Consider the following 23,457-nt stretch of genomic DNA (forward strand, 5'->3'; position numbering starts at 1 on the left):
CTGCCGCTGATGGTGCGCGGTTCTGGCGAGATGAGTGTGGCGGGGTCCCACCTATGTCCGCCGTCCATACCCGACGGGCGGGGTGCTCGCCAAGTAGCCTGCGCGCATGCCGTCCGCCCATGCCACACTCGCGCCGCTGGTGTCCGCGGCGATCGACAATGCCTTCGGTCCCGAGTACCGAGACGCTGATCCGGTGTTGCGGCCTAGCCAGTTCGCGGACCTTCAGAGCAACGCCGCGCTGCCCTTGGCCAAGCGGCTCGGGATGCCACCGCGGGAGGTGGCCCAGCGCATCGTTGAAGCACTTGACGTCCGCGACGTGTGCGACGAAGTGGAGATCAGTGGACCAGGCTTCATCAACCTCACTTTGAGCGATGCGTGGCTCGGGTCTGCGGTCGACGCTCTCGTGGCGGACCCCCGGCGGGGGGTGCCGCAGGAGGCGCCGGAGCGCATCGTCATCGACTACTCCGCCCCCAACGTGGCCAAGGAGATGCACGTCGGACACCTCCGCACCACGGTCGTCGGCGATGCCTTGGCGCGAATCCTCGAACACCTCGGTCACACAGTCACTCGCCAGAACCACATCGGCGACTGGGGGACGCCCTTCGGCATGTTGATCGAACACCTCCTGGACGTTGGGGAGGGCTCTGACGAGGCGCTCGTGGTTGAGACCGATCCGAACTCCTTCTACCAAGCGGCACGGCGGAAATTCGACTCCGATGAAGCGTTCGCGGCACGAGCCCGGTCGCGTGTGGTCGCGCTCCAGGGCGGTGATCAGGACACGCTCAGGCTCTGGGGCGAGCTGCTCGACCTGTCCAAGCACTACTTCAACGCCATCTATACGCGGCTAGGGGTCAGCCTCACCGACGCCGACCTCGCGGGTGAGTCCTCGTACAACGGCGACCTTGCTCGTGTCTGTGACGAACTGACCGATGCGGGCATCGCCACGGTCAGCGACGGCGCGCTCTGTGTCTTCCTCGACGGCTTCAGGGGTCGCGAAGGCAAGCCCTTGCCGCTCATTGTCCGGAAGTCAGACGGTGGGTATGGGTACGCCACGACCGACCTCGCCACAGTGCGTCACCGTGTCCGCGACCTGTACGCGGACCGCATCTTCTACGTCATTGGCGCACCCCAGTCGTTGCACCTGGAGATGGTCTGGGCGACCGCGCGCAAAGCGGGATGGCTACCCGACAGCGTCGAGCCCGTTCACGTCAAGATCGGGAACGTCCTCGGCAAAGACCGCAGGATCCTCAAGACCCGCTCCGGAGCCCCCCTGCGGCTGATGGCCCTGCTGGACGAGGCCGTCGCTACCGCTCGGGCCGCTATCGACGCCGACCGCCCCGGGCTCTCCGAAGAAGACCGCGAAGCCTTGGCACCGCAGGTCGGCATCGGTGCGGTGAAGTACGCCGACCTCTCCGTAGCCCACGATAGCGAGTACGTCTTTGACCTCGACCGCATGGTCGCGCTGAACGGCAACACGAGTCGCTACCTCCAATACGCCGTCGCTCGGACCCGGTCGATCTTCCGCAACGCTGGCGAGGTCGTCGTGGGCGAGAAAGCCACCACGATCACCCAGCCCGAGGAACGAGCACTGGCTCTCGCGCTGCTGGACTTCGGTGATGTGGTCAGCGAGGTCGGGCAGGTGCTCGAACCGCACCGCTTGTGCACCTACTTGTTCGACCTCGCGCAGACCTACTCGGTCTTCTACGAGGAGTGCCCGATCCTCAGGGCTGAACCCCAGGTGAGGGCATCGCGACTGGTGTTGACAGGGCTGACGCGCGACGCGCTTGCGCTCGGGCTTGAACTGCTGGGGATCGACACGCCCGAAACGATGTAGCGCATCCAGGGCGCAAGCCAAGTCGCGCCCCGGTCGAACATCCGCTCCTGCCGCCTGGCGTGCGCGTCAGCGAGCCGTGGTGTCTACCGTTGCTGCGGTGTCGGCGGACCCTAGCTGCCAGCCCTCACTGAACTCGACGTGATGGCTTTTCACGACGCTACGACCCGATCGGATCGGTCGCACTGAGACCAACAACTCCTGACCAGGGTTCGTGCCGAGCTCGATATATGCCCCCTCCGCGGGCACGAGACGAGAGCAATACCGTTCGACGCTGACGTCGCGAAGCCCGTAGCCGCTGCCGCCGACTCCTTCCTGCGCGAGCGCGTCTGCGTCGAGGTAGCAGATCGCGTACTCGACCTCGACCGCTGCCTCATCGCGGGTCATGTTCGATCCTGTCGATGGTGACCACACCCGCGCGTGAGGTTGACCCGTGCTCTAGGACGGTCCAGATACCCGCACCCACGGGACGATCCATCCCAATGCCGTACCCAGCTTCAAATGTGCGGTCTGAATCGCGGAGCCAGGCGAGACCTCCCGCGACAACTAGTACCCGACACCAAGGACGATCCACCGACGAGACTTCCCGCCGAGCGCCCCTTGCCCTGGGCGACTCTTCGCGACGGGTGTAGCGGGTTGAGACACGGCTCCTCCGTCTGATGCGGCTGGGGCCGCGCGCAGGGACCCTCCACCTGAGAACGGCTGCCTGCGTCTCCGCCGCGGGCGTGTGAGACGAACGTCAAGCGCGGCGCAACGAAACGTCCGCTCCTGGCACGAGTCCCGACTCTCACTGGGTGTGTCCTCTTGGCTGCCGCTCGCTCTGCAGCGTCTACAGCCGTGCCGGTGAGAGGTCAGCCGACGAGAACACGACGGAAGGCAATCTCCCGCCCGGAGTCTCGAACCTCACCAGAGGGGTGCCAACCCGTGGCCTCGTAGAAGGTACGCGCTCGTTCGTAGTCGGCGAGCGTCCAGAGGATGGCTTGGCCGTAGCCTCCGCCACGCAGGTCAGCGAGGGCGGCATCCATGAGCCGACGCCCCACCCCACGACGCCAGGCGGAGGGCGCGACGGCGATGGTGTCGACCTCTCCGAGGTCAGGGTCGACCGGATCGCGACTCGGTCCGGTGCCCACGAAGCCGACGACGGACTCGCCGCTTTCGGCTAGCCACCAACGCACGAGCTCGGCGTCCAGGTCTCGCGACCAGCGAGCAATCTGCGCAGCGTTGAGCACGCGAGGCGGCATCAGGTCTGTGAAGCCGGCGTTCCACGACTCGACGTACACCCGGGCGACCCCTTCGGCATCCGCTGGGGTCGCCTCGCGCAAGTGAAGATCCACATCGGCAGATTCCCAGTGGAACGCACTGGCGCGCTGCATTCCACGCGGTTTGCGACCGCAGGGGTTCAAGGTGCGACCGCGACCGGGGATGGGGCGGAAGACAGGTTGCTTGTCGTCCCATCCGCCGCGGCGGACCTCGACGCCGTGCTCCCGGCCGAGGTCTCGCGCTAGCCGCGGTGACTCCGCGGTCCGCCAGGACGAGCTCGAGCCGGTCCGCGACGCCCTGCTGGGCAAGGTGTTCGATCATCTGGTCGCTGGCCCGGTTCTCGTGGGTGGATGCGGGCACCACCACCGCGGCCACCGGGAGGCCGGTGACGTCGACGGCCACGACACGCTTGGCGCCCTCGATGCGTCCGTAGGGGCCGCCGCGGTCGTGGAAGGTGAACCCGCCGTTCGATGCCTCGAGTGCGAGGTGGGTGTCGATGACGACCATGGAAGACGTCCCTTCCGCCCTTCCGTCCTGGGTCCCAGGCCTGGCCGGTTCGCAGGTCACCGCCGTACCTGGACCCCGCTTGCCTGGCGCGTCGCACATAAGCCGTGCGGCAGGGACACGCCGAGTACAGCGGGGGCGACCAGGGCCAGGGCGGCTCGCTGGCTAGAACACGGTTGAGTGACTGGTCGCGGCAGAGCCGGGCGATGCACCTACCACTGCGTCGCTTGCGGGCGTGCGCCGCTCGGATCGCATCGCCGCAGGTCGGCCCGGGTGCGACCTGGTTGTCGGTGCCTGGTGCTTGAGTATCAGCATGCTGACCGAGACGGACCTCGCGGGCGGGCCGGTCCGGGTCGATGACCTGGACCGGAGCTCGGTGCTGTGGCTCGCCGAGCAGGCCAAGGCACGCGAGGCCGCGGCGGCCCTGGCGGTGCTGCACGCGGCGATCCGATGGTGCGAGACCAACGCCGTCGAGGACCCGAGGTGGGCGGCGGGGTTCGGGGAGGTCGGTGCGGACCTGGACTGCCCGGAGAGGATCGGTGGAGACGGACGTCCGTTGGTCGCGGCATTCTCCGCCGAACCGCTGGCCGTGGCGATGGCGATCTCCACCACCTCCGCCCTGACGCTGATGGCCGACGCGCTCGAGCTGGCACACCGGTTGCCGCGGGTGATGGCCAGGGTGGAGGCCCTGGAGGTGCCGGTGTGGCGCGCGCGCAGCATCGCCCAGGCCACCAGCGGCCTCTCACCCGACGCAGCCGCCTACGTCGACGCGGAGATCGCCGCCCGCGCGCACCGGGTCGGGCCCGTGGTGCTGGCCCGGCTCGTCGAGACCGCTCGGGCCCGCTACGACACCGACGCCCACGAGGAGGCCGAGGAGGCCGCGCGGGAGTCCTGGGACGTGACCCTGACCCACGGCGACGGCCGCGACCAGCGGTGGTTGGGGACCTCGTGGATGCAGATCACCGGCGACAGCGCCACCCTGGCCGACCTGCAGGACCTGGTCGGTCGTGTCGCCCACGACCTGCTCGCCACCCACCCCGACCTGTCCCTGCCCCGGCGCAGGGTGCTGGCGCTGCAGGTCGTCGTCGACCGGGCCCGCGCCCACGGTGACGCTCCCGCCCCCGGACGGCCCTACAAGGCCTACGTGCACCTCACCGCGACCTCCGAGGGCGACATCGCACCCCTGGGACGGGTGGAGGACCTCGGGCCCGCCACCAGTGCCCTGATCCGCGACTGGCTCTCTGGCTCCCGGGTCACCGTGACGCCGGTCCTCGATCCCGACCGCGGCGACCCCGTCGACGCCCACGACCCACCGGAGTGGATGCGCGAGCAGGTCATCCTCCGTGACCAGCACTGCGTCTTCCCCGACTGTCGCCGCCCAGCCCGACGCTGCGACCTCGACCACATCGACCCCTACGACCCGCTCGGTCCGCCCGGCCAGACACGGCCCGAGAACCTCGCCCCCTTGTGCAGGCGACATCACCGCGCGAAGACCACCACCGACCCCACCCGGCAGTGGCGCTACCGACGGACGGCCCACGGCCACTACACCTGGACCGGACCCCAGGACCAACGGCTGGTCGTCGTGCCAGGCGTCGGCACCTACTCACCGGCCTAGCCGAAGCATGCGCCGCTACTGCGACGCGGCCTTCGGCTGACAGGCCAAGCCGTCGACGCTGGTCGTGTACACGTCCTCGATGCTGTCGTAGTAGGTCCACGCGCGCGTCGCCGGGTCCGCGACGCAGAACGAGAGCGCCGGGACGCCCCGTACGTCGGGGTAGGTCCCGTAGTTCTGCACGACGTTGTCGCCGGAGAAGGAGAAGTCGGAGCCCTCGACCAAGCGCATGAGCGCCGCATGGTTGCGCGGGTAGCGCTGCGAGTCGGCGTACTCGTCCTCCAGGAGCGCCGTCAGCGCGGCGGCGTCGTCGCTCGTGGCGGCCTCGGCCGAGGTCGCCCCGTCGCTCTCCGGGTCGGCCGCCTGGGTCGGGGCCGGCTCGTCGGAACCGCACCCCGCCAGCACGGCGACGACCAGGACGGCGGCAGGGAGCAGGAGAGGCGTGTGCACGTGCCCGATCATGCCCAACCCCGGTCAAGCCACACGCGTCACACTCGTGCAACTCCCAGTTGCACGAGTCGTACACTCGGCCCCATGAGCACCCGCACCCCCGAGACCGACGGTCGCAGGTCGGCCGCAGCGGCTCGCCGCCGCGCCCGCGAGGCCGAGATCCTGGCCGCCACGAGGGCGCTCTTCGACGAGCGCGGGGTGCGCGACGCACAGATCGAGGACATCGCCCGGGCGGTGGGCATCAACCGCGCGATCGTCTACCGGCACTTCACCGGCAAGGAGGAGCTCTTCGCGCTCACCCTCGTCGGCTACCTCGACGAGCTGCGGGTCGACCTCGAGCAGGCCGCCGCCGGCGGCAAGGCCCCGGCCCAGCGGCTGGGCGACATCGTCGGCGCCTTCGTGGACTACTCGCTCGAGCACCCGGCGTTCGTCGACACCGCCCAGGCGCTGATGCGCCGCTCGGGGCCCGAGCTGCTCGACGAGATCTCCGAGAGCGCGCTCTTCCGCCTCGGCCGCGCCATCTCGGGCGCGCTGGGCATCCTCTCCGGCGCGCTCGAGGACGGCGTCGAGAGCGGCGACTTCACCGTCACCGACCCCACCCTCCTGGCCAACACGCTCTACGCCAGCGGCCTCGGGGCGCTGCAGCTCGCCCGGGTCGGCATCCTGGTCAAGGAGGCCGCCCCGGGCGTGCCCACGGTCGGTGAGATCTCCGCGGCGCAGGTGCGCGAGTACCTCGTCGCCTCGGCCCTCGCGCTGGCCACCCTCAGGTGAGGGTGGCCGCGACGTGGCTCAGGGAGCCTCGAGGATCGCGGTGACGCCCTGGCCGCCGGCCGCGCAGATGCTGATCAGGCCGCGGCCCGAGCCCTTCTGGTGCAGCAGCTTGGCCAGGTTGGCGATGATCCGCCCACCGGTGGCCGCGAAGGGGTGACCGGCGGCCAGCGACGAGCCGTTGACGTTGAGCTTGTCGCGGTCGATCGAGCCCAGCGGGGCGTCGAGGCCCAGGCGCTCCTTGCAGAAGACCGGGTCCTCCCACGCCTTGAGCGTCGAGAGCACCTGCGAGGCGAACGCCTCGTGGATCTCGTAGAAGTCGAAGTCCTGCAGCGACAGGTCGTTGCGCTCCAGCATCCGCGGCACGGCGTACGCCGGCGCCATCAGCAGGCCCTCGCCACCGTGCACGTAGTCGACCGCGGCGGTCTCGGAGTCGACGAAGAACGCGCGCACCTCGAGCCCGTGCTCCTTGGCCCACTCCTCCGTGGCCAGCAGCACCACCGAGGCGCCGTCGGTCAGCGGGGTCGAGTTGCCGGCGGTCATCGTGGCGGCCTCGCCCTTGCCGAAGACCGGCTTGAGCTTGGCGAGCTTCTCGCTCGAGGAGTCGGCGCGCAGGTTGTTGTCGCGCTCCAGCCCACGGAACGGCGTGACCAGGTCGTCCTGGAAGCCGCTGTCGTACGCCGCCGCCAGGTGCTGGTGCGACGCGGCCGCGAGCTCGTCCTGCGCCTCGCGGGTGATCTGCCACTCCAGCGCGGTCAGCGCGGCGTGGTCGCCCATCGACAACCCGGTGCGGGGCTCGCCGTTCTTGGGCAGGTCGAGGCCGATGTCGCCGGGGCGGATCGAGCCGAGCGCGGCCAGGCGCGACTTGGTGTCGCGCGCGGCGTTGACCTTCATGAGCTTCTTGCGCAGCTTGTCGCTGATCGCGACCGGCGCGTCGGAGGTGGTGTCGGTGCCGCCGGCGATGCCGGCCTCGATCTGGCCCAGGGCGATCTTGTTGGCGACCTGGATCGCGGCCTGCAGGCCGGTGCCGCAGGCCTCCTGGATGTCGGTGGCCGGGGTCTCGGGCGCGAGCGCCGAGCCCAGCACCGCCTCGCGGGCCAGGTTGAAGTCGCGGGAGTGCTTGAGCACCGCACCGGCCACGACCTCGCCCAGGCGCTCGCCCTCGAGGCCGTAGCGGGCCACGAGGCCGTCGATCGCGGCGGTGAGCAGGTCCTGGTTGGAGACGTCCGCGTAGGCGGAGTTCGACCGGGCGAAGGGGGTGCGGTTGCCGCCGATGACGGCAACGCGACGCGTAGAGGTAGCCATGGCCCCATCCTTGCGCGCGCAGCCCCGCGGGGAGAAGGGTGTGAGGGGCACGTCACGAAAAGTGGACTCCGAGTTACACGTCTAGTTACATGATCATCAGCCGCACCCGTACTCACTGGAGGAACAGACCCGCATGAGCGACAAGTACCAGAGCTTTAGCCAGTCGCCGATCGGCAAGCTGCTGGTCAAGAACCTCGGCCTGCCCGCCCCGATGGCGCTCGAGCGCTACACCGCCGGCGCCCCGCTGGTCGAGGGGACCGTCGTCACCGGCGGCACCGGCCGCCTCGCCGAGTCGCTGCCGGGTCTGCTCGACACCCTGGGCGTCGCGAGCACCGACGTGCCCGACGAGACCTCGACGTACAAGGGCCTGGTCTTCGACGCCACCGGCCTGACCTCCGCCGAGCAGCTCTCGGCCCTGCGCGACTTCTTCACCCCCCTCATGCGCCGCCTGGCCACCTGCCCGCGCGTGGTCGTGCTCGGCACCCCGCCCGAGCAGGTCAGCGGCTCCGAGCGCGTCGCCCAGCGCGCCCTCGAGGGCTTCACCCGCAGTCTCGGCAAGGAGATCGGGCGCGGCGGCACCGTCCAGCTCGTGTACGTCGCCGAGGGCGCCGAGGCCGCGACCACCAGCACCCTGGGCTTCCTGCTCTCCCCCAAGTCCGCCTACGTCTCGGGCCAGGTCGTGCGCATCGGCGCCACCGGCACCACCGAGGCCGGCACCGTCGACGACCTGCTGCGCCCGCTCGAGGGCAAGGTCGCCCTGGTGACCGGCGCCAGCCGCGGCATCGGCGAGCAGATCGCCCGCGTGCTGCACCGCGACGGTGCCACCGTCGTGGGTGTCGACGTGCCGCAGGCCGCCAGCGAGCTGCAGTCGCTGATGAAGGAGCTCGACGGCGACTGGCTGACCCTCGACATCACCGGCAAGGACGCCCCGCAGCGCATCGCCCACCACCTCGCCGAGAAGCACGGCGGCGTCGACGTGGTGGTGCACAACGCCGGCATCACCCGCGACAAGAAGCTCGCCAACATGGGCGAGGACCGCTGGGACTCCGTCATCGCGGTCAACCTCACCGCCCCCGAGCGGATCAGCCGCGAGCTGCTCGACCAGGGCGTCGTCAACGCCGGCGGCTCGATCATCGGCGTGGCCTCGATCGCCGGGATCGCCGGCAACGTGGGCCAGACCAACTACGCCACCTCCAAGGCCGGCGTCATCGGGCTGGTCGACTCGCTCAAGGACGAGCTGCGCGACGGCATCACCGTCAACGCCGTCGCCCCCGGCTTCATCGTCACCCAGATGACCGCCGCGGTGCCGTTCGCGACCCGCGAGGTCGGCCAGCGCCTCAACGCGATGGCCCAGGGCGGCCTGCCGGTCGACGTCGCCGAGACGATCGCCTGGTACGCCTCCCCCGGCTCGACGGCCGTCAACGGCAACGTCGTGCGGGTCTGCGGCCAGATGATGCTGGGCGCCTGATGGCCGGCCCCCAGGTCGAGCGCGCGGCCCGCACCCACGACGGCAGCGCCGGCGTCGGGACCCTGCTGCGCGCCGCCCTGCCCAGCATCCCCGTCGTCGGGTCGCTGCCCGGCGTGCGCAAGGCGAGCCCCGACGGCTTCGAGGGCCTCGCCGTGACGCGGCCCCCGGTCGTCGTCGAGCGCCCCCACGTCGAGGCGTACGGCGACCTGTGCGGCTTCCCGCGCAAGGACGTCGCGCCGCTGACCTACCCGCACATGCTCGCCTTCGGGCTGCACATGGCGATGATGACCGACACCGCCTTCCCGGCCCCGGCCATCGGCACCGTGCACATCGCCAACACCATCACCCGCCACCGCCACGTGGTGGTGGGCGAGCAGGTCGCCGTCGCCGCCCGCGTCGGCCCCTCGCGCCCGCACACCAAGGGCACCGTCTTCGACTTCGTCACCGAGGTCCGCGACGGCACCGGTGAGCTGGTCTGGGAGAGCTCCTCGGCCTACCTGCGCCGCGGTCGCGGCGACGCCGCCGCCCCGGAGGGCACGGTCTTCCCCGACGCCCCGGCCACCGGCGCGACCTGGTCGCTGCCCGGCGACCTGGGCCGCCGCTACGCGGGCGTCTCGGGCGACCACAACCCGATCCACCTCTACCCGCTGACCGCGAAGGCGCTGGGCTTCCCGCGCCAGATAGCGCACGGCATGTGGAGCCTGGCGCGGTGCGTGGCGGCGCTCGAGAACCGGCTGCCCGAGGCGGTCACGGTCGAGGTGGCCTTCAAGAAGCCGATCCTGCTGCCCGGCAAGGTCGCCTTCGGCTCGCGGCCCACCGACGACGGCTACGCGTTCTCGCTGAGCGACCCGCGCAGCGGTGCCCCGCACCTCGCCGGCGTCAGCCGACCCGCCTGAGGGTCAGCGCGGCCGGCCGAAGACGGTGCGTGCGGTGGTGGCGCGCGCCGCGGTCGGCTGCGCGGCCCGCCGCTCCGAGAAGGTCGCGGTGGCCGGGTCCCAGACCCCGACGTCGGTGACCCGGTTGCCGTCCCAGTCGCCGGTCACCGGCAGGTCGCCGGGCTCGCCGAACTGCACCTGCGCGGTCCACACGACGCCCTCGGCGTCGACGCGGCGCAGCGTGAAGGTCGCCGTCGACTGGTCGAAGGTCCCCAGGTCGGTGCGTCCGTCGCCGTCCCAGTCGCCGGTGACGGCCAGGTCGAAGGACGCGCCGAGCGGCACGCTCGTCGTCGACCCGTCGGCGGCGCGCAGGTGGAAGGCCGCCTCGCCCGGGCGGCGTACGCCGACCTCGTAGCGGCCGTCGCCGTCCCAGTCGCCGGCCACCGGCTGGTCACCGGCGGCCCCGAAGGCGATGCGGGTGCGACCGCTCGCCAGCTTGAGGGCGAAGGTCGCGGTGGCGGGGGTGAAGACGCCGATGTTGGCCACCCCGTTGCCGTCCCAGTCGCCGAGGACCGGCTCGTCGGTGGCGGTGCCGAAGCGGCGCACCTTGGGCGCCTTGCCGGGGCGCAGCACCTGGAACTGCGAGCGGGCCTCGCGCCGGTAGACCACCAGCTCGGCCGGCGCCCCGCCGATCATGTTGGCCGCCAGCGGGACGTCGACGCAGTTGGTCGAGCGCTGCGTCGAGCCGTAGACGAACTCCGCGCCGCCGAACCACGCGGTCTGCACCGAGCCAGAGGCCCGTTGCTCGTAGTGCAGGTGCGCCCCGGTGGAGTTGCCGGTCGACCCGACCGTGCCCAGCTGGGCGGCCTGGTCGAGGCGCTGGCCGACCGCGACCGTGACGGCGTTGAGGTGGGCGTAGAGCGTCGACTCGCCCCCGCCGTGGTCGACGACGACGTAGTGGCCGTAGCCCTTGGTGCTGGTCGCGTTGGCGGTGGTCACCGTCCCGGGGGCCGAGGCCACCACGGGGTCGTCGACGTCGTCGGCCCGGTTCCAGTCGATCGACCTCGTGCTCGGGCTGTGGTTGCTGCGGGTGGTGCCGGTCCACTCCTGCCCGCAGGGGAAGGGCATCTCGTAGTCGGCGCCGGGCGCGGCGTGCGCGGGGGTCGCGAGCACCACCAGCGCCGGCGCGAGCAGGGCCGCGGGCAGGACCGTGAGCAGGGGCAGACGCATGATCGGGGTCCCTCGGGGGCGGGGGGCGGTCCGGTCACACGCTCCTCAGGAGCGCTCAACCGCCACATTGGTCACAAAAGTATCCATGTGTCGGCGTGTCTGTCACGAACTACATCGCTGTAATGCTAGTGGCGAGGGCGGATGAGGCCCTCCTGGGCCACCGTCGCCACCAACGTGCCGTCGCGGGTGAAGACCCGGCCGAGGGCCAGTCCGCGCCCTCCACGGGCGGCCGGCGAGACCTGGTCGTAGAGCCACCACTCGTCGGCCCGGAAGGGCTGGTGGAACCAGATCGTGTGGTCCAGCGAGGCCATCTGCACCTGGTCGGGCGTGACCGGGTGGGCGGACAGCGTGGCGCCCAGCAGGCTGATGTCGCTGGCGTAGGTGAAGGCCGCCAGGTGGGCGGTCGGGTCGTCGCCCAGGTCGCCGTCGACCCGCAGCCACAGCCGCGACCGCGACGGGTGCTCCGGGTCCTCGGGCAGACCCCGGCCCGAGCTGCCGACCCAGCGCGCGCCCAGCGCGGCCCACTCCTTGGCCAGCGCCTCCGCCTCAGGCGTCCCGGCGCGGCGCATCATCTCGACCATGTCGACCGCGTCCTCGGGGTCGACGACGTCGGGCATCAGGTCCTGGTGCTCCAAGCCGTCCTCGGGCACCTGGAAGTTGGCAGTGAGGTAGTAGATCGGCCGGCCGTGCTGGCGCGCGGCCACCCGGCGGGTCAGGAACGAGCGGCCGTCGCGGATCCGTTCGACGTCGTAGACGATCGGCACCTGCGGGTCGCCGGGCAGCAGGAAGTAGGAGTGCATCGAGTGCACGACGTACGCCGGGTCGACGGTGTGGATGCCGGCGCACAGGGCCTGTGCCGCCACCTGGCCACCGAAGACCCGCGGCCGGGTGGTGCGGGCCTGACGGCCGCGGTAGAGGTCGGTGTCGATGGTCTCGAGGTCGAAGAGCGCGACCAGCTCCTCGAGGGAGGTCTCCTCGCTCATCATCGACCCCCCGCCGGGCGCATCCTGCGGATCAGCGCCTCCTGGGCCACCGAGGCGACCAGCACCCCGTCGCGGTCGAAGATCCGGGCGTTGACCAGGCCGCGCCCGCCGGTGGCGACCGGGGAGTGCTGGTCGAAGAGCCACCAGTCGTCGGCGCGGAAGGGCCGGTGGAACCACACCGAGTGGTCGAGCGAGGCGACCATCACCTCGCGGGTCCCGATCGAGATGCCCTGGGGCGAGAGCGCGGCGCCCATGATCGTGGCGTCGGAGGCGTAGGTGAAGGCGGCCGCGTGGAGCAGCGGGTCGTCGGGCAGCGCGTCGTTGACCCGCATCCACATCTGCTGGCGCCCCGGGTGGTCCTCGTCGGTGGGCAGCAGGTCGTGGGAGGAGCCGACGTAGCGGAAGTCGAGCACGTCCCACTCGGTGAAGGAGCCGTCGGCGCCGCGGATCTTGTCGTTGACCGCCAGCGCATCCTCGGGCGCCGGCACCTGCGGCATCCGGTCCTGGTGCTCGTAGCCGTCCTCGGGGCGCTGGAGGTCGACGGTCATCACGTAGATGGGCCGGCCGTGCTGGCGGGCCAGCACCCTCCGGGTGGCGAAGGAGCGGCCGTCGCGCAGCCGCTCGACGTCGTAGACGATCGGCGCGCCCGTGTCACCGGGCTGGAGGAAGTAGGAGTGCAGCGAGTGCACGGCGTAGTCGCCCTCGACGGTGCGGTCGGCCGCGACCAACGACTGCGCGGCGACCTGGCCGCCGAAGACGCGGGGCAGGATCGAGGCCTGCTGGCTGCCGCGGAAGAGGTTGTCGTCGATCGTCTCCAGGTCGAGCAGCTCGAGCAGCTCGGCGGTGGTGCGGGGCATCTCAGTCCTGGTCCTCGGCGTCGGGGTTCTCGAGGCCGGCGAGGAACTGCTCGAACTCGTGGCCGAGCTGGTCACCGGTGGGCAGCGGCTGGTCCCGGGCCAGCAGGTTGTCCCCGGACTCCTCGGCCCGCTCGAAGGCGTCGTACTGGCGCTCGAGCGCGGCGACCACGTCACCGACCTCCTCGTTGGCCTCGAGGTAGCTGGAGATCTCGGCCTCGCGGTCCTCGGCCTCGGCGCGCAGCCCGGAGAGGTCGACGGTGAGCCGGCCGGCGAGCTCGACCTGCTCGAGCAGCACCGCGGCGGCCTTCGGGTAGTCGAGCTGGGCCAGGTAGTGCGGGATGTGGGCGACGAAGCCCTGGGCGTCGTGGCCCCACTCCCCCAGGCGCACCTCGAGCAGCGCCTGCGCACTGGCCGGCACCCGCAGCTCGCCGCGCCACGGGCTCGCGCCCAGCAGCAGCTCGGAGTTGTTCGCGTGGTGGGTCACCGCGATCGGGCGGGTGTGCGGCACCGCCATCGGCACCGAGCCCATGCTGATCACCCGGGTCACGCCGAAGCGCTCGACGACCTCGCGCACCGCGCGGCAGAAGCCCTCCCAGCGGTTGTCGGGCTCGGCGCCGTTGAGCAGCAGGTACGGCGTGCCGCCGCTGTCGCGCAGCAGCCGCACCACCAGCCGGGGCGCGTCGTAGGAGTCGTAGTGGTCGACGACGAAGGAGACCGCGGGGCGTCGCGCGCGGTAGTCGTGGAGCCGGTCGACGTCGAAGGTCGCCACCACCCGACCCGCGCCGTCGTCGGTGCCGGCGACGTCGGCCAGGTGCTGGGCGGCGCGCGCGGCCGCGTTGCCGGCGTCGAGGAACCCGTCGAGCACCACCACCATGGTCAGCGTGGACTCCTCGGAGGCGTCGATCTCGGCCACCTCGTCGACGATGTGCACCAAGCGGGTCTCGCTCACGGGTCTCCTCGTGTCAGCTGTGGTCGTGCGGTCGTGGGGCCCGGGGCGAACCGGCCACGCCGCCACGATATTCCCTGCCCACCCCGGGCGGACGGGCCGTCCGGGCACAGTTGGTTACCGAGGGGTAACCTAGGCGCGACCGACACCCACCACACCAGCCCCACCCAGGAGAACCGGTGCCCCGACAGCTACGAGAGGTCGTCTTCGTCGACGGCGTGCGCACCCCCTTCGGCAAGGCCAAGGGACAGTACGCCGAGACGCGGGCCGACGACCTCGTCATCAAGTGCATCCGCGAGCTGATGCGCCGCAACCCCTCGCTGCCGCCCGAGCGCGTCGACGAGGTCGCGGTCGCGGCCACCACCCAGATCGGCGACCAGGGCCTGACCATCGGCCGCACCGCCGCGCTGCTCTCGGGCCTGCCGCAGAGCGTGCCCGGCTTCGCCATCGACCGCATGTGCGCCGGCGCCATGACCGCGGTCACCACCACCGCCTCGGGCATCGCCTTCGGCTCCTACGACGTCGCGATCGCCGGCGGCGTGGAGCACATGGGCCGCCACCCGATGGGCGAGGGCGTCGACCCCAACCCGCGCATCATGTCCGAGCGCGTGGTCGACCCCGACGCGCTGGTGATGGGCAAGACCGCCGAGAACCTGCACGACCGCTACCCCACGATCACCAAGGAACGCGTCGACGCCTACGCCGTGCGCTCGCAGCAGAAGACCGCGGCGGCGTACGACGCCGGCACCATCCAGCAGGACCTGGTGCCGGTCGCGACCCGCTCGGCCGACGAGGGCTGGGGCCTGGCGCTCAGCGACGAGCCGATGCGTCCCGCCACCACCATGGAGTCGCTGGGCTCGCTGAAGACGCCCTTCCGCGCCCACGGCAAGGTGACCGCCGGCAACGCCGCGGGCATCAACGACGGCGCGACCGCCGCGCTGCTCGCCGACGAGGAGACCGCCCGCGAGCTGGGCCTGCCGGTGCGGATGCGCCTGGTGGCCTACTCCTTCATGGGCGTCGAGCCCGAGGTGATGGGCGCCGGCCCGATCCCGGCGACCGAGAAGGCGCTCAAGCAGGCCGGCCTCACCATCGACGACATCCAGGCCTTCGAGGTCAACGAGGCCTTCGCCGTGCAGGTGCTGGCCTTCCTGGAGCACTTCGGCATCGCCGACGACGACACCCGGGTCAACCCCTACGGCGGCGCGATCGCGATGGGCCACCCGCTGGCCTCGTCGGGCGTGCGCCTGATGACCCAGCTGGCCCGCCAGTTCGAGGAGCGCCCCGAGGTCCGCTACGGCCTGACCACCATGTGCATCGGCATCGGCATGGGCGGCACCGTGATCTGGGAGAACCCGCACTACACCGGAGAGGCAGCCTGATGAGCGACCTGACCACCCTGCTGGCCCGGGCCGAGGAGATCAGCTCCGACGCCGAGCGCGTCACCCAGGCCCACCTGCGCAAGGTCACCCTGCCCCGCGGGGCCGGCGTGATGGGCCTGATCACCCTCGACAACGGCGAGGACCACACCAAGCCCAACACCTTCGGCCCCCGGGGGCTGATCGCGCTCAACACCGCGATCGACGCCGCCCTGGCCGACGACGAGGTCACCTCGATCGGCGTGACGGGCAAGCCGTTCATCCTGGCCGCCGGCGCCGACCTGACCAGCATCGCCTCGAGCGGCGCCGCCGGCGTACGGGTCGTGGCCGAGCTGGGCCACGCGGTCTTCCGCAAGCTCCAGGACGGCGGCAAGACCTCCTTCGGCCTGGTCAACGGCCTCGCGCTGGGCGGCGGCCTGGAGGTCGCGCTGCACTGCGACTACCGCACCGTGATGGACTCGGCGCCGGCCCTGGGCCTGCCCGAGGTCATGCTCGGCCTGGTCCCCGGCTGGGGCGGCGCCTACCTGGTGCCGAACCTCGTCGGCGCCGACGCCGCGGTGACGCTGGTGCTCGAGAACCCCCTCAACAACGGCAAGACCCTCACAGGCCAGCAGGGCTTCGACCTCGGCCTGGCCGACGCGGTCTTCTCGGGCGCCGACTTCCTCGAGCAGTCGCTGCTCTGGGCGGCCGACGTGCTCAACGGCGACGTGCTCGTCGAGCGCCCCGAGGTCGACCGCGGCGAGGCGTGGGACGCCGCCGTCTCGCGCGCCGCCACCGTGGTGCGGGCCCGCACCGGCGGGGCCAGCCCGGCCGCCCAGCGCGCCGTCGAGCTGATCTCGGCCGCGCGCAGCGCGAGCCGCGACGAGGGCTTCGCCGCCGAGGACCAGGCGCTCGAGGACCTCTCCCAGACCCCCGAGCTGCTCGCCAGCCTCTACGCCTTCGACCTGGTGCAGAAGCGCGCCAAGCGTCCCGTCGGCGCCCCGGACCGCTCGCTGGCCCGCCCGGTCACCAAGGTCGGCATCGTCGGTGCCGGCCTGATGGCCAGCCAGATGGCGATGCTCTTCGTCCGCCGCCTCGAGGTGCCGGTCGTGCTGACCGACCTCGACCAGGACCGCGTCGACAAGGGCGTCGCCTACGTGCACGCCGAGATCGACAAGCTGCTCGCCAAGGGCCGCATCGGCCAGGACAAGGCGAACCGCCACAAGGCCCTGGTCACCGGCGCGGTCGAGAAGGCGGAGGTCTTCGGCGACGCCGACTTCGTCATCGAGGCCGTCTTCGAGGAGATGTCGGTCAAGAAGTCGGTCTTCGCCGACGTCGAGAAGGTCGTCTCGCCGACCTGCGTGCTGGCCACCAACACCTCCTCGCTGTCGATCTCCGAGATGGCCGCCGACCTCGAGCACCCCGAGCGGGTCGTCGGCTTCCACTTCTTCAACCCGGTCGCGGTGATGCCGCTGCTCGAGATCGTGCAGGGCTCGGCCACCGACGACGCCACGCTGGCGACCGCGTTCGCCACCGGCAAGGCGCTGAAGAAGACCACGATCCTGGTCCAGGACAGCCCCTCCTTCATCGTCAACCGCCTGCTGGGCCGCTTCATGAGCGAGGTCAGCCGGGTCGTCGACGAGGGCACCCCGATCCAGACCGTGGACGGCTCGTTCGCCGGTGTCGCCCCGATGCCGCCGTTCACCCTGATCGCCCTGGTCGGCCCGGCCATCGCGCTGCACAACACCGAGACCCTGGCGGCGGCCTTCCCCGACCGCTTCTACGTCTCGCCGGCGCTCGAGCGGGTCGTCGCGGCGCGCAAGGGTGCCTACTTCGCCCCCGACGGCAGCCTCGATCCCGAGGTCGAGGCTCTGCTCGAGACCCCCGCCGACCCGGTCGTGCTCTCGCCCGAGCAGGTGCGCACCCAGGTGCTCAGCGGACTCGCCGAGGAGGCGCGCCTGATGCTCGACGAGGGTGTCGTGGCCGGTCCCGAGGACCTCGACCTGGCGATGATCACCGGCGCCGGGTTCTCGTTCTGGAACGGCGGGCTGACGATGCTCCTCGAGCGCGAGGGCCTCGGCTCGTTCCACTGATCCACCCGCAGCACCGGCACCACCCGGGCCGCCCGGCTCAGTCGTCGTACGTCGCGACCATGAGCCGGGCGGCCCGTTGCGCGAGCTGGTCCTCCCCCAGGCCCACCAGCCGCCGCAGCGCCGCCTCGTCGCCGGCGCCGTCGAGCAGCACCCACAGCACCTGCTCCCCGAAGCTGGCGGCCAGGTGCTCGGCCGCCCACCACGACAGCCCGTAGTGGGCGGTCGAGCCGTCGGCGTTGAAGGTCGCGTCCTCGGGCATCCGCACCCGGCGGGCCGCGAGGTCGTCGCGGACCGCGACCAGCGCGACCTCGGGCAGCGCCCGGTCCTCGGGCGCCAGCGGGCGCACCGAGACCCACTCGGCGACGCCCTCGGCCAACCAGACCGGGGCGTCGTCGTCGCGCGCCCCGACGGCCACGTGGGTCACCTCGTGGCGCAGCAGGCGGTCGCGGGTGCGCCCCTGCGTGGAGGTGCGCTCGGCGCCGGCGGAGGCCAGGACCCGCGGGTTCAGCACGATCCGGGTCGAGGCCAGCCCCGAGTCGGGGTCGCGGGGGTCGGCGGCCACCGGCACCGCGACGGCGTCGAGCGCGGCGGCGTCGCCACCGGGCAGGTCGGCCACCGAGGCCAGGGCGGCCGTGGTCGACAGCGCGTAGAGGACCACCTGGTTGCTCCAGTCGAAGGGCACCACGGCGCTGACGTCGCCGACCGCGCGCTGGGCGGCGTCGAGCAGGCCGGGGGCGGCCGCCACGCTGGCGTCGTCGAAAACCCCGAGCACCCCGGCGACCTCGCGCACCTGCACCGGGCCGCGGTCCCAGGGCTGGGGCACGACCCGGTTCCGCTCCTCCCACGCCTCGTCGGTCACCGAGGCCAGGCGCAGCCGCTGCCGCTTCCCGCCGCCGGGCTCGAAGAGGTAGCGGTCCCGCGCCACCACCGGGGTCTCGTCGTAGCCGCGCAGCTGCAGGTGCACCTCCACCACGACCCAGTAGGAGTCCTCGACGCGCAGCAGGTCGGCGGGGTCGAAGCGGTAGTCGACGACCTCCAGCGGCAGCTGCGCGAGGTTGTCGAAGTACTGCGCCTGCTCGGCCCGGAACGCCGGGCGCCCCGTGGCCAGCGCCCGGTCGAAGCGGCCCCGGTCCTGGCGGCGTACGCCGGCGGCGCGCAGGTCGAGCGTGCGCTGCACGGCCGCGACCACCCGGCGCGGGGCGGGCTGCGCCGAGGTCGTCTGGCCGCCGGCGGGCTCGCCGTCGCCGGCGAGCAGCGTGCACGACGACAGGACCAGCGACAGGACCAGCCCCGTCAGCAGTGCCTGCGGCCCCCTCCCGAGGGGCTCGAGCGCTCTTCCCTCCCCGGTGCGCTCAGCGGGGCCGTTCAACGGGTTGCTCGTGCTCGAGTGGAGAACCCGCCGACATCGCCTCGACGATGCCGCGCGCCAGCGACTGCGGGCTCAGCCCGATGCGCTCGAGGATGACCGCGCGCTTGGCGTGGTCGAGGAACTCCTGGGGCACACCGTGCAGGCGCACCGGCGTGGTGACGCCGGCGGCGTTGAGGGCCTGCAGCAGGCTCGCGCCGCAACCGCCCTGCACGCCGTTGTCCTCGATGCTGACGACCAGCTCGTGGTCGCGGGCCAGCTCGATGAGCGCCGGGTCGACCGGCTTGACCCAGCGCGGGTCGACGACGGTGACGCCGATGCCCTGCGCGACCAGCCGATCGGCGACCTCGACGGCGGTGGTCGCCATCGAGCCGACCGCCACGACCAGCACGTCGCGGGCCCCGCTGCGCACCAGCACGTCGCAGCCGCCGGCCCGGTCGACGGCCTCGATGTCGGCGGGCGGCGGCCCCTTGGGGAAGCGCACCACGGTGGGGGCGTCGTCGACCGCGACGGCCTCGTCGAGCTGCTCGCGCAGCCGGGTGGCGTCGCGCGGCGCGGCCAGGCGCAGCCGTGGCACCACCTGGAGCACCGACATGTCCCACATGCCGTTGTGGCTGGCCCCGTCGTCACCGGTGACCCCGGAGCGGTCGAGCACGAAGGTGACGCCGCAGCGGTGCAGCGCGACGTCCATCAGCACCTGGTCGAAGGCGCGGTTGAGGAAGGTGGCGTAGACCGCCACCACCGGGTGCAGCCCGCCCATCGCGAGGCCGGCCGCGGAGGTGGCGGCGTGCTGCTCGGCGATGCCGACGTCGAAGGTGCGGTCGGGGAAGTGCGCCTGGAACTTGTCGAGGCCCACCGGGTGCATCATCGCGGCGGTGATGGCCACGACGTCCTTGCGGCGGTGGCCGATCTCGACCATGTCGTCGGCGAAGTGGTCGGTCCAGATCCGGCCGCGGGCCTTCTCCTCGCCCGACTCGATGTCGAAGGGCTGCGGGGAGTGGAACTGGTCGGCCTCGTGGCGCTCCGCGGCGTCGTACCCGAAGCCCTTGCGGGTCAGGGCGTGCACGATGACGGGCGCGCCGTACTTCTTGGCCTGCGTCAGCGCGGTCTCCATCGCGGCCCGGTCGTGGCCGTCGACGGGGCCGACGTACTTGAGCCCGAGGTCCTCGAAGAGGCCCTGGGGGGCCAGCGCGTCCTTGAGGCCCTTCTTCATCGCGTGCAGGGCGTCGTAGGCCGCGGAGCCGACGCCGGGCACCGCGTTGAGACGCCGCTTGACCATGTCGAGGACGGTCTCGTAGCGCGGGTCGGTGCGCAGCGAGGTGAGCGCGGTGGCCAGCCCGCCCACGGTCGGGGTGTAGGAGCGGCCGTTGTCGTTGACCACGATGACCAGGCGGCTGCTCTGGGCGACCGCGATGTTGTTGAGCGCCTCCCAGGCCATGCCGCCGGTCAGCGCGCCGTCGCCGATGACCGCGACCACGTGGCGGTCCTCGCCGCGGATCGCGTAGGCCTTGGCCAGGCCGTCGGCGTAGCTCAGCGCGGTCGAGGCGTGGGAGTTCTCCACGATGTCGTGCTCGGACTCGGCCTGGCTCGGGTAGCCCGACAGGCCGCCCTCCTGGCGCAGCGTGTCGAAGTCGCCGGCACGCCCGGTGAGCATCTTGTGCACGTAGCCCTGGTGACCGGTGTCGAGGACGATCCGGTCGCGCGGGGACTCGAAGACCCGGTGGATGGCCATCGTCAGCTCGACCACGCCGAGGTTGGGGCCCAGGTGGCCGCCCACCTTCGACGTCGAGCGCACGAGCAGGTCGCGGATCTCGCTCGCGAGCGTCTCGAGCTGGGCCTCGTCGAGGCTGCGGAGGTCACGCGGTCCCGAGATGGTCTCGAGGATCGACATGGGGCTCCTTGCTGCCGGGGGTGCGGGGGTGCTGGGTGTGCGGGTGGTGCTGGGTGGGCCAGTCTAGGGGTCGGTCCTCAGCGGCGCAGAACCGCGACGGCGGGTTCGAGCAGGCTGCCGATCCACACCTGGCCGTCGTGCTCGCGCACGCCCGTGGCCATGTGGAAGCCCTCGGCCGGGAGGTCGAGGTCGTGGACCAGCCGCCCGGTGTCGTCGTAGGCCTGGACGCGGCAGGTGCGCTTCGGTTTGGGCTGCAGGCGCTGGGGGATCCGCGTCACCTGGCGACGCACCCAGGGCGGGGACTGCTGGAGCCGCTCGACGACCGGGTCGCGGGGGCTCGCGATCGCGACCCAGACCAGCCCGTCGCTGCCGCGGGCGATGTTGTCGGGGTAGCCGGGCAGGTCGTCGACCAGCAGGTCGCGGCTGCCGGCGCGCGCACCGGTGATCCAGTGCCGCACCAGGGTCGCGGCCCCGGTCTCGGCGACCACGACGAAGGACTCGTCGGCGGCGAGCGCGACACCGTTGGCGAAGGCGAGACCCTCCAGGACGGCGCTCACGGTGCCGTCGGGGTCGAGGCGCAGCAGCCGCCCGGTGCGGGTGTCCTGGACGAAGTCGTCCTTCCACCGGTCGATGGAGTAGCGGGTCGATGAGTCGCTGAACCACACCGTGCCGTCGGAGGCGATCGCGGCGTTGTTGCAGAAGACCATCGCGCGGCCGCCGACCTCGTGGACCACCTGCTCGACCCCGCCGGTGTCGAGGTCGACGCGCAGCAGGCCGCGCTGGGCGTCGCAGACCAGCAGCCGGCCGTCGGGGTGCAGCTCGAGGCCCAGCGGGCGTCCGCCGGTGTGGGCGACCCGGTCGATGCGGCGCCCGTCGTGGGAGAGCCGGAAGATCGCGCCGTCCTCGGTGCCCGAGAGCACCGACCCCTCGTGGGGGCCGTCGGGCACCACCACGACGTCCTCGGCCCCGTGGCCGGGCAGCGGGTGGATCTCGAGTCGGTGGGAGGAGGGTGAGGTCACAGCGTCAGCCTGTCGTAGATGGGCGAGGCGAGGAAGAGGGGCAGCAGGAGGCGACCCGAGACGGTCAGGTCCTTCTCCAGGACGGCCCGGGGCGCCACGAAGACCATCTGGCGGCCCTCGCCGCAGACGATGTCGTCGTCGCCGAGGTCGACGGCGCCCGCGAAGAGGTGCACGGTGTCGTCACCGCCGCAGGCGGGGCTGTGGAAGGTCCACTCCCCCGCGCTCTCGAGCCCGCCGGCCAGGTGGACGCCGGTCTCCTCCGCGAGCTCGCGGTAGGCCGCCTGCTCGGGGGTCTCCCCCGGCTCGATCGAGCCGCCCGGCAGGCCCCACTTCTCGGGGTCGATGACCGGGTGCTCGTCGCGCTCCTGCATCAGCAGCCAACCCCGACGGTCGACGAGGGCGATGCTGGAGAACCGGTGCACCCGCCCACCCTAGGTGGGGCTCGTCACAGACGGGCGATGAAGCGCCGACCTCGCAGCGCCTCCTCGACCAGCCCGACCGCGCGTCGTACGCCGGCGAGCCGGGCGTCCTCGATCAGCCAGGTCTGCACCGCCGCCTCGACGACCTCGGGCGTCGCCACGTCGCGCAGCTCGCTGCGCGCCTCGCTCAACCCCCGCCGCGCCGCGGCCTGACCGGCCTCGACGTGCAGCACCGCGAACCGCGCCAGCACCACCACGTGCTTGCGCAGCCCCGGGTAGCCGCGGAAGTCGGGCGGGCACAGGTCGAGCAGCCAGCTGGCTGCGGTGGCCTCCCAGTCGGGCGCGTCGGGCGGACGCACCTCGGCCGGCCAACCAGGAGGAGCGACGTGGGTGGGCATGACCCCATGCTACTCGAACACCCGTTCGACATCCACTGCCGCGGTCGGTCCAGCAGCCAGGGCCTCACCGTTGGTTGAGCAGCGAGGGCCGAAGGCTCAAGCGTCGCCGAAACCCCGCAAGCGAGCGGCGTACGGCGGGAACTGGCGCCGACTCGGCGCAACCCCGCCGTTGGTTGAGCAGCGAGGGCCGAAGGCTCGAGCGTCGCCGAAACCCGGTGACCCCACGACGTACAGCAAGCGCGGTCCTCACCGGGTCTCGGCGACGCTCCTCGCTAGCGCTCGTCACTGCTCGACAAACGGAGACGACGCTCCTCGCTGACGTTCGTCACTGCTCGACCAACGGCGCGCCGTACGGCGGGAACGGGCGCCGACTCGGCGCCCCTCGACGGAGGCGACGCTCCACCAGCGGAGTCTCAGGCGGAGGTGAGGAAGCTGAAGCGGACCTCGCGGTCGGGGTTGTCGACGTTGAGGTCGACCAGGCAGATGCTCTGCCAGGTGCCGAGCGCGAGGCGCCCGTCGAGCACCGGCACGGTCGCGTACGGCGGCACCAGCGCCGGCATCACGTGGGAGCGCCCGTGGCCCGGGGTGCCGTGGCGGTGCCGCCAGCGGTCGTCGGCGGGCAGCAGGTCGCCGAGCGCGGCGATGAGGTCGTCGTCGCTGCCGGCGCCGGTCTCGAGGATCGCGATGCCGGCGGTGGCGTGCGGCACGAAGACGTGCAGCAGCCCGTCGCCGCGACCGGCGCACCACTGCTCGGCCTGGCGCGTCAGGTCGACGACGACGTCGCGGCCGCCGGTGTGCACGTGCTGGGTCTCGGAGTCCATCTC

Annotated in this window: 21 protein-coding genes and 1 pseudogene; 7 read left to right on the top strand and 15 right to left on the bottom strand. The window is 72.0% G+C overall.

The window, feature by feature from the left end; translation table 11 throughout:
* The first annotated feature begins 106 nt into the window (after window positions 1-106).
* Window positions 107-1,834, top strand: a complete 1,728-nt coding sequence (argS, locus tag OCU29_RS14520; protein WP_261820476.1) for an arginine--tRNA ligase — start codon at window positions 107-109, stop codon at window positions 1,832-1,834.
* Window positions 1,835-1,900: 66 nt separating this feature from the next.
* Here the strand turns inward: argS and OCU29_RS14525 are convergent, their stop codons facing one another.
* From OCU29_RS14525 to OCU29_RS19855, 3 genes and pseudogenes are all read right to left on the bottom strand, one after another.
* Window positions 1,901-2,218 (bottom strand): hypothetical protein, encoded by a 318-nt coding sequence (locus OCU29_RS14525; protein ID WP_261820477.1) that lies wholly within the window; start codon window positions 2,216-2,218, stop codon window positions 1,901-1,903.
* Between the two features lie 464 nt (window positions 2,219-2,682).
* On the bottom strand, window positions 2,683-3,153 hold the full coding sequence (locus tag OCU29_RS14530; RefSeq protein WP_261820478.1) for a GNAT family N-acetyltransferase: 471 nt from the start codon (window positions 3,151-3,153) through the stop codon (window positions 2,683-2,685).
* A 205-nt stretch (window positions 3,154-3,358) separates the two neighbouring features.
* Window positions 3,359-3,697, bottom strand: a pseudogene (locus tag OCU29_RS19855) (hypothetical protein); the annotation flags it as partial.
* Window positions 3,698-3,908: 211 nt separating this feature from the next.
* Here OCU29_RS19855 and OCU29_RS14535 point away from each other — a divergent pair.
* Entirely contained in the window at window positions 3,909-5,213 is a 1,305-nt protein-coding gene (locus tag OCU29_RS14535; RefSeq protein WP_261820479.1) for an HNH endonuclease signature motif containing protein, read from the top strand.
* Between the two features lie 15 nt (window positions 5,214-5,228).
* Here OCU29_RS14535 and OCU29_RS14540 read toward each other — a convergent pair whose 3' ends face one another.
* On the bottom strand, window positions 5,229-5,660 hold the full coding sequence (locus OCU29_RS14540) for a hypothetical protein (protein ID WP_261820480.1): 432 nt from the start codon (window positions 5,658-5,660) through the stop codon (window positions 5,229-5,231).
* An 84-nt stretch (window positions 5,661-5,744) separates the two neighbouring features.
* On the opposite strand from OCU29_RS14540, the gene OCU29_RS14545 reads away from it, so the two are divergent.
* Complete coding sequence (locus OCU29_RS14545; protein WP_261820481.1) at window positions 5,745-6,431, top strand: TetR/AcrR family transcriptional regulator; 687 nt, start codon at window positions 5,745-5,747, stop codon at window positions 6,429-6,431.
* An 18-nt stretch (window positions 6,432-6,449) separates the two neighbouring features.
* Here the strand turns inward: OCU29_RS14545 and OCU29_RS14550 are convergent, their stop codons facing one another.
* A complete protein-coding gene (locus OCU29_RS14550; RefSeq protein WP_261820482.1) occupies window positions 6,450-7,733 on the bottom strand; it encodes an acetyl-CoA C-acetyltransferase in 1,284 nt (427 codons plus the stop codon).
* 133 nt (window positions 7,734-7,866) lie between these two features.
* Here OCU29_RS14550 and OCU29_RS14555 point away from each other — a divergent pair, with 133 nt between their 5' ends.
* Window positions 7,867-9,201 (top strand): 3-oxoacyl-ACP reductase, encoded by a 1,335-nt coding sequence (locus tag OCU29_RS14555; protein ID WP_261820483.1) that lies wholly within the window; start codon window positions 7,867-7,869, stop codon window positions 9,199-9,201.
* Window positions 9,201-10,097: a MaoC/PaaZ C-terminal domain-containing protein gene (locus OCU29_RS14560; RefSeq protein WP_261820484.1), complete on the top strand. Its 897-nt coding sequence runs from the start codon at window positions 9,201-9,203 to the stop codon at window positions 10,095-10,097. Before OCU29_RS14555 ends, OCU29_RS14560 begins: the two co-directional genes overlap by 1 nt.
* A gap of 3 nt (window positions 10,098-10,100) precedes the next feature.
* Here OCU29_RS14560 and OCU29_RS14565 read toward each other — a convergent pair whose 3' ends face one another.
* From OCU29_RS14565 to OCU29_RS14580, 4 genes are all read right to left on the bottom strand, one after another.
* Entirely contained in the window at window positions 10,101-11,306 is a 1,206-nt protein-coding gene (locus OCU29_RS14565) for a peptidoglycan DD-metalloendopeptidase family protein (protein WP_261820485.1), read from the bottom strand.
* 125 nt (window positions 11,307-11,431) lie between these two features.
* Window positions 11,432-12,289 (bottom strand): acyl-CoA thioesterase II, encoded by an 858-nt coding sequence (locus tag OCU29_RS14570; protein ID WP_261820486.1) that lies wholly within the window; start codon window positions 12,287-12,289, stop codon window positions 11,432-11,434.
* On the bottom strand, window positions 12,289-13,146 hold the full coding sequence (locus OCU29_RS14575; protein ID WP_261820487.1) for an acyl-CoA thioesterase II: 858 nt from the start codon (window positions 13,144-13,146) through the stop codon (window positions 12,289-12,291). Before OCU29_RS14575 ends, OCU29_RS14570 begins: the two co-directional genes overlap by 1 nt.
* A 1-nt stretch (window position 13,147) precedes the next feature.
* Window positions 13,148-14,095, bottom strand: a complete 948-nt coding sequence (locus tag OCU29_RS14580; RefSeq protein WP_261820488.1) for a proteasome assembly chaperone family protein — start codon at window positions 14,093-14,095, stop codon at window positions 13,148-13,150.
* 176 nt (window positions 14,096-14,271) lie between these two features.
* Here OCU29_RS14580 and OCU29_RS14585 point away from each other — a divergent pair, with 176 nt between their 5' ends.
* Window positions 14,272-15,471, top strand: coding sequence for a thiolase family protein (locus OCU29_RS14585; protein ID WP_179616743.1), 1,200 nt, complete (start codon window positions 14,272-14,274; stop codon window positions 15,469-15,471).
* Window positions 15,471-17,540: a 3-hydroxyacyl-CoA dehydrogenase NAD-binding domain-containing protein gene (locus OCU29_RS14590; RefSeq protein WP_261820489.1), complete on the top strand. Its 2,070-nt coding sequence runs from the start codon at window positions 15,471-15,473 to the stop codon at window positions 17,538-17,540. Before OCU29_RS14585 ends, OCU29_RS14590 begins: the two co-directional genes overlap by 1 nt.
* 37 nt (window positions 17,541-17,577) lie before the next feature.
* Here the strand turns inward: OCU29_RS14590 and OCU29_RS14595 are convergent, their stop codons facing one another.
* From OCU29_RS14595 to OCU29_RS14620, 6 genes are all read right to left on the bottom strand, one after another.
* A complete protein-coding gene (locus tag OCU29_RS14595) occupies window positions 17,578-18,909 on the bottom strand; it encodes a hypothetical protein (protein WP_261820490.1) in 1,332 nt (443 codons plus the stop codon).
* The gene (gene dxs / locus OCU29_RS14600) at window positions 18,893-20,797 is read right to left on the bottom strand and encodes a 1-deoxy-D-xylulose-5-phosphate synthase (RefSeq protein ID WP_261820491.1); all 1,905 of its coding nucleotides are present in this window, start codon (window positions 20,795-20,797) and stop codon (window positions 18,893-18,895) included. The genes OCU29_RS14595 and dxs overlap by 17 nt, the downstream gene beginning before the upstream one ends.
* Window positions 20,798-20,874: 77 nt before the next feature.
* Entirely contained in the window at window positions 20,875-21,816 is a 942-nt protein-coding gene (locus OCU29_RS14605) for an SMP-30/gluconolactonase/LRE family protein (RefSeq protein WP_261820492.1), read from the bottom strand.
* Window positions 21,813-22,238: an NUDIX domain-containing protein gene (locus tag OCU29_RS14610; RefSeq protein ID WP_261820493.1), complete on the bottom strand. Its 426-nt coding sequence runs from the start codon at window positions 22,236-22,238 to the stop codon at window positions 21,813-21,815. Before OCU29_RS14610 ends, OCU29_RS14605 begins: the two co-directional genes overlap by 4 nt.
* A 23-nt stretch (window positions 22,239-22,261) precedes the next feature.
* Window positions 22,262-22,633 carry a hypothetical protein gene (locus OCU29_RS14615; protein WP_179616749.1) on the bottom strand — a complete coding sequence of 124 codons (372 nt, stop codon included), beginning with the start codon at window positions 22,631-22,633 and terminating at the stop codon, window positions 22,262-22,264.
* A 413-nt stretch (window positions 22,634-23,046) separates the two neighbouring features.
* Window positions 23,047-23,454, bottom strand: coding sequence for a YjbQ family protein (locus OCU29_RS14620; RefSeq protein ID WP_261820494.1), 408 nt, complete (start codon window positions 23,452-23,454; stop codon window positions 23,047-23,049).
* Window positions 23,455-23,457 lie beyond the last annotated feature (3 nt).

Origin of the sequence: Nocardioides sp. OK12, from assembly GCF_024341885.1 — a bacterium.
Classification (GTDB): domain Bacteria; phylum Actinomycetota; class Actinomycetes; order Propionibacteriales; family Nocardioidaceae; genus Nocardioides; species Nocardioides marinisabuli.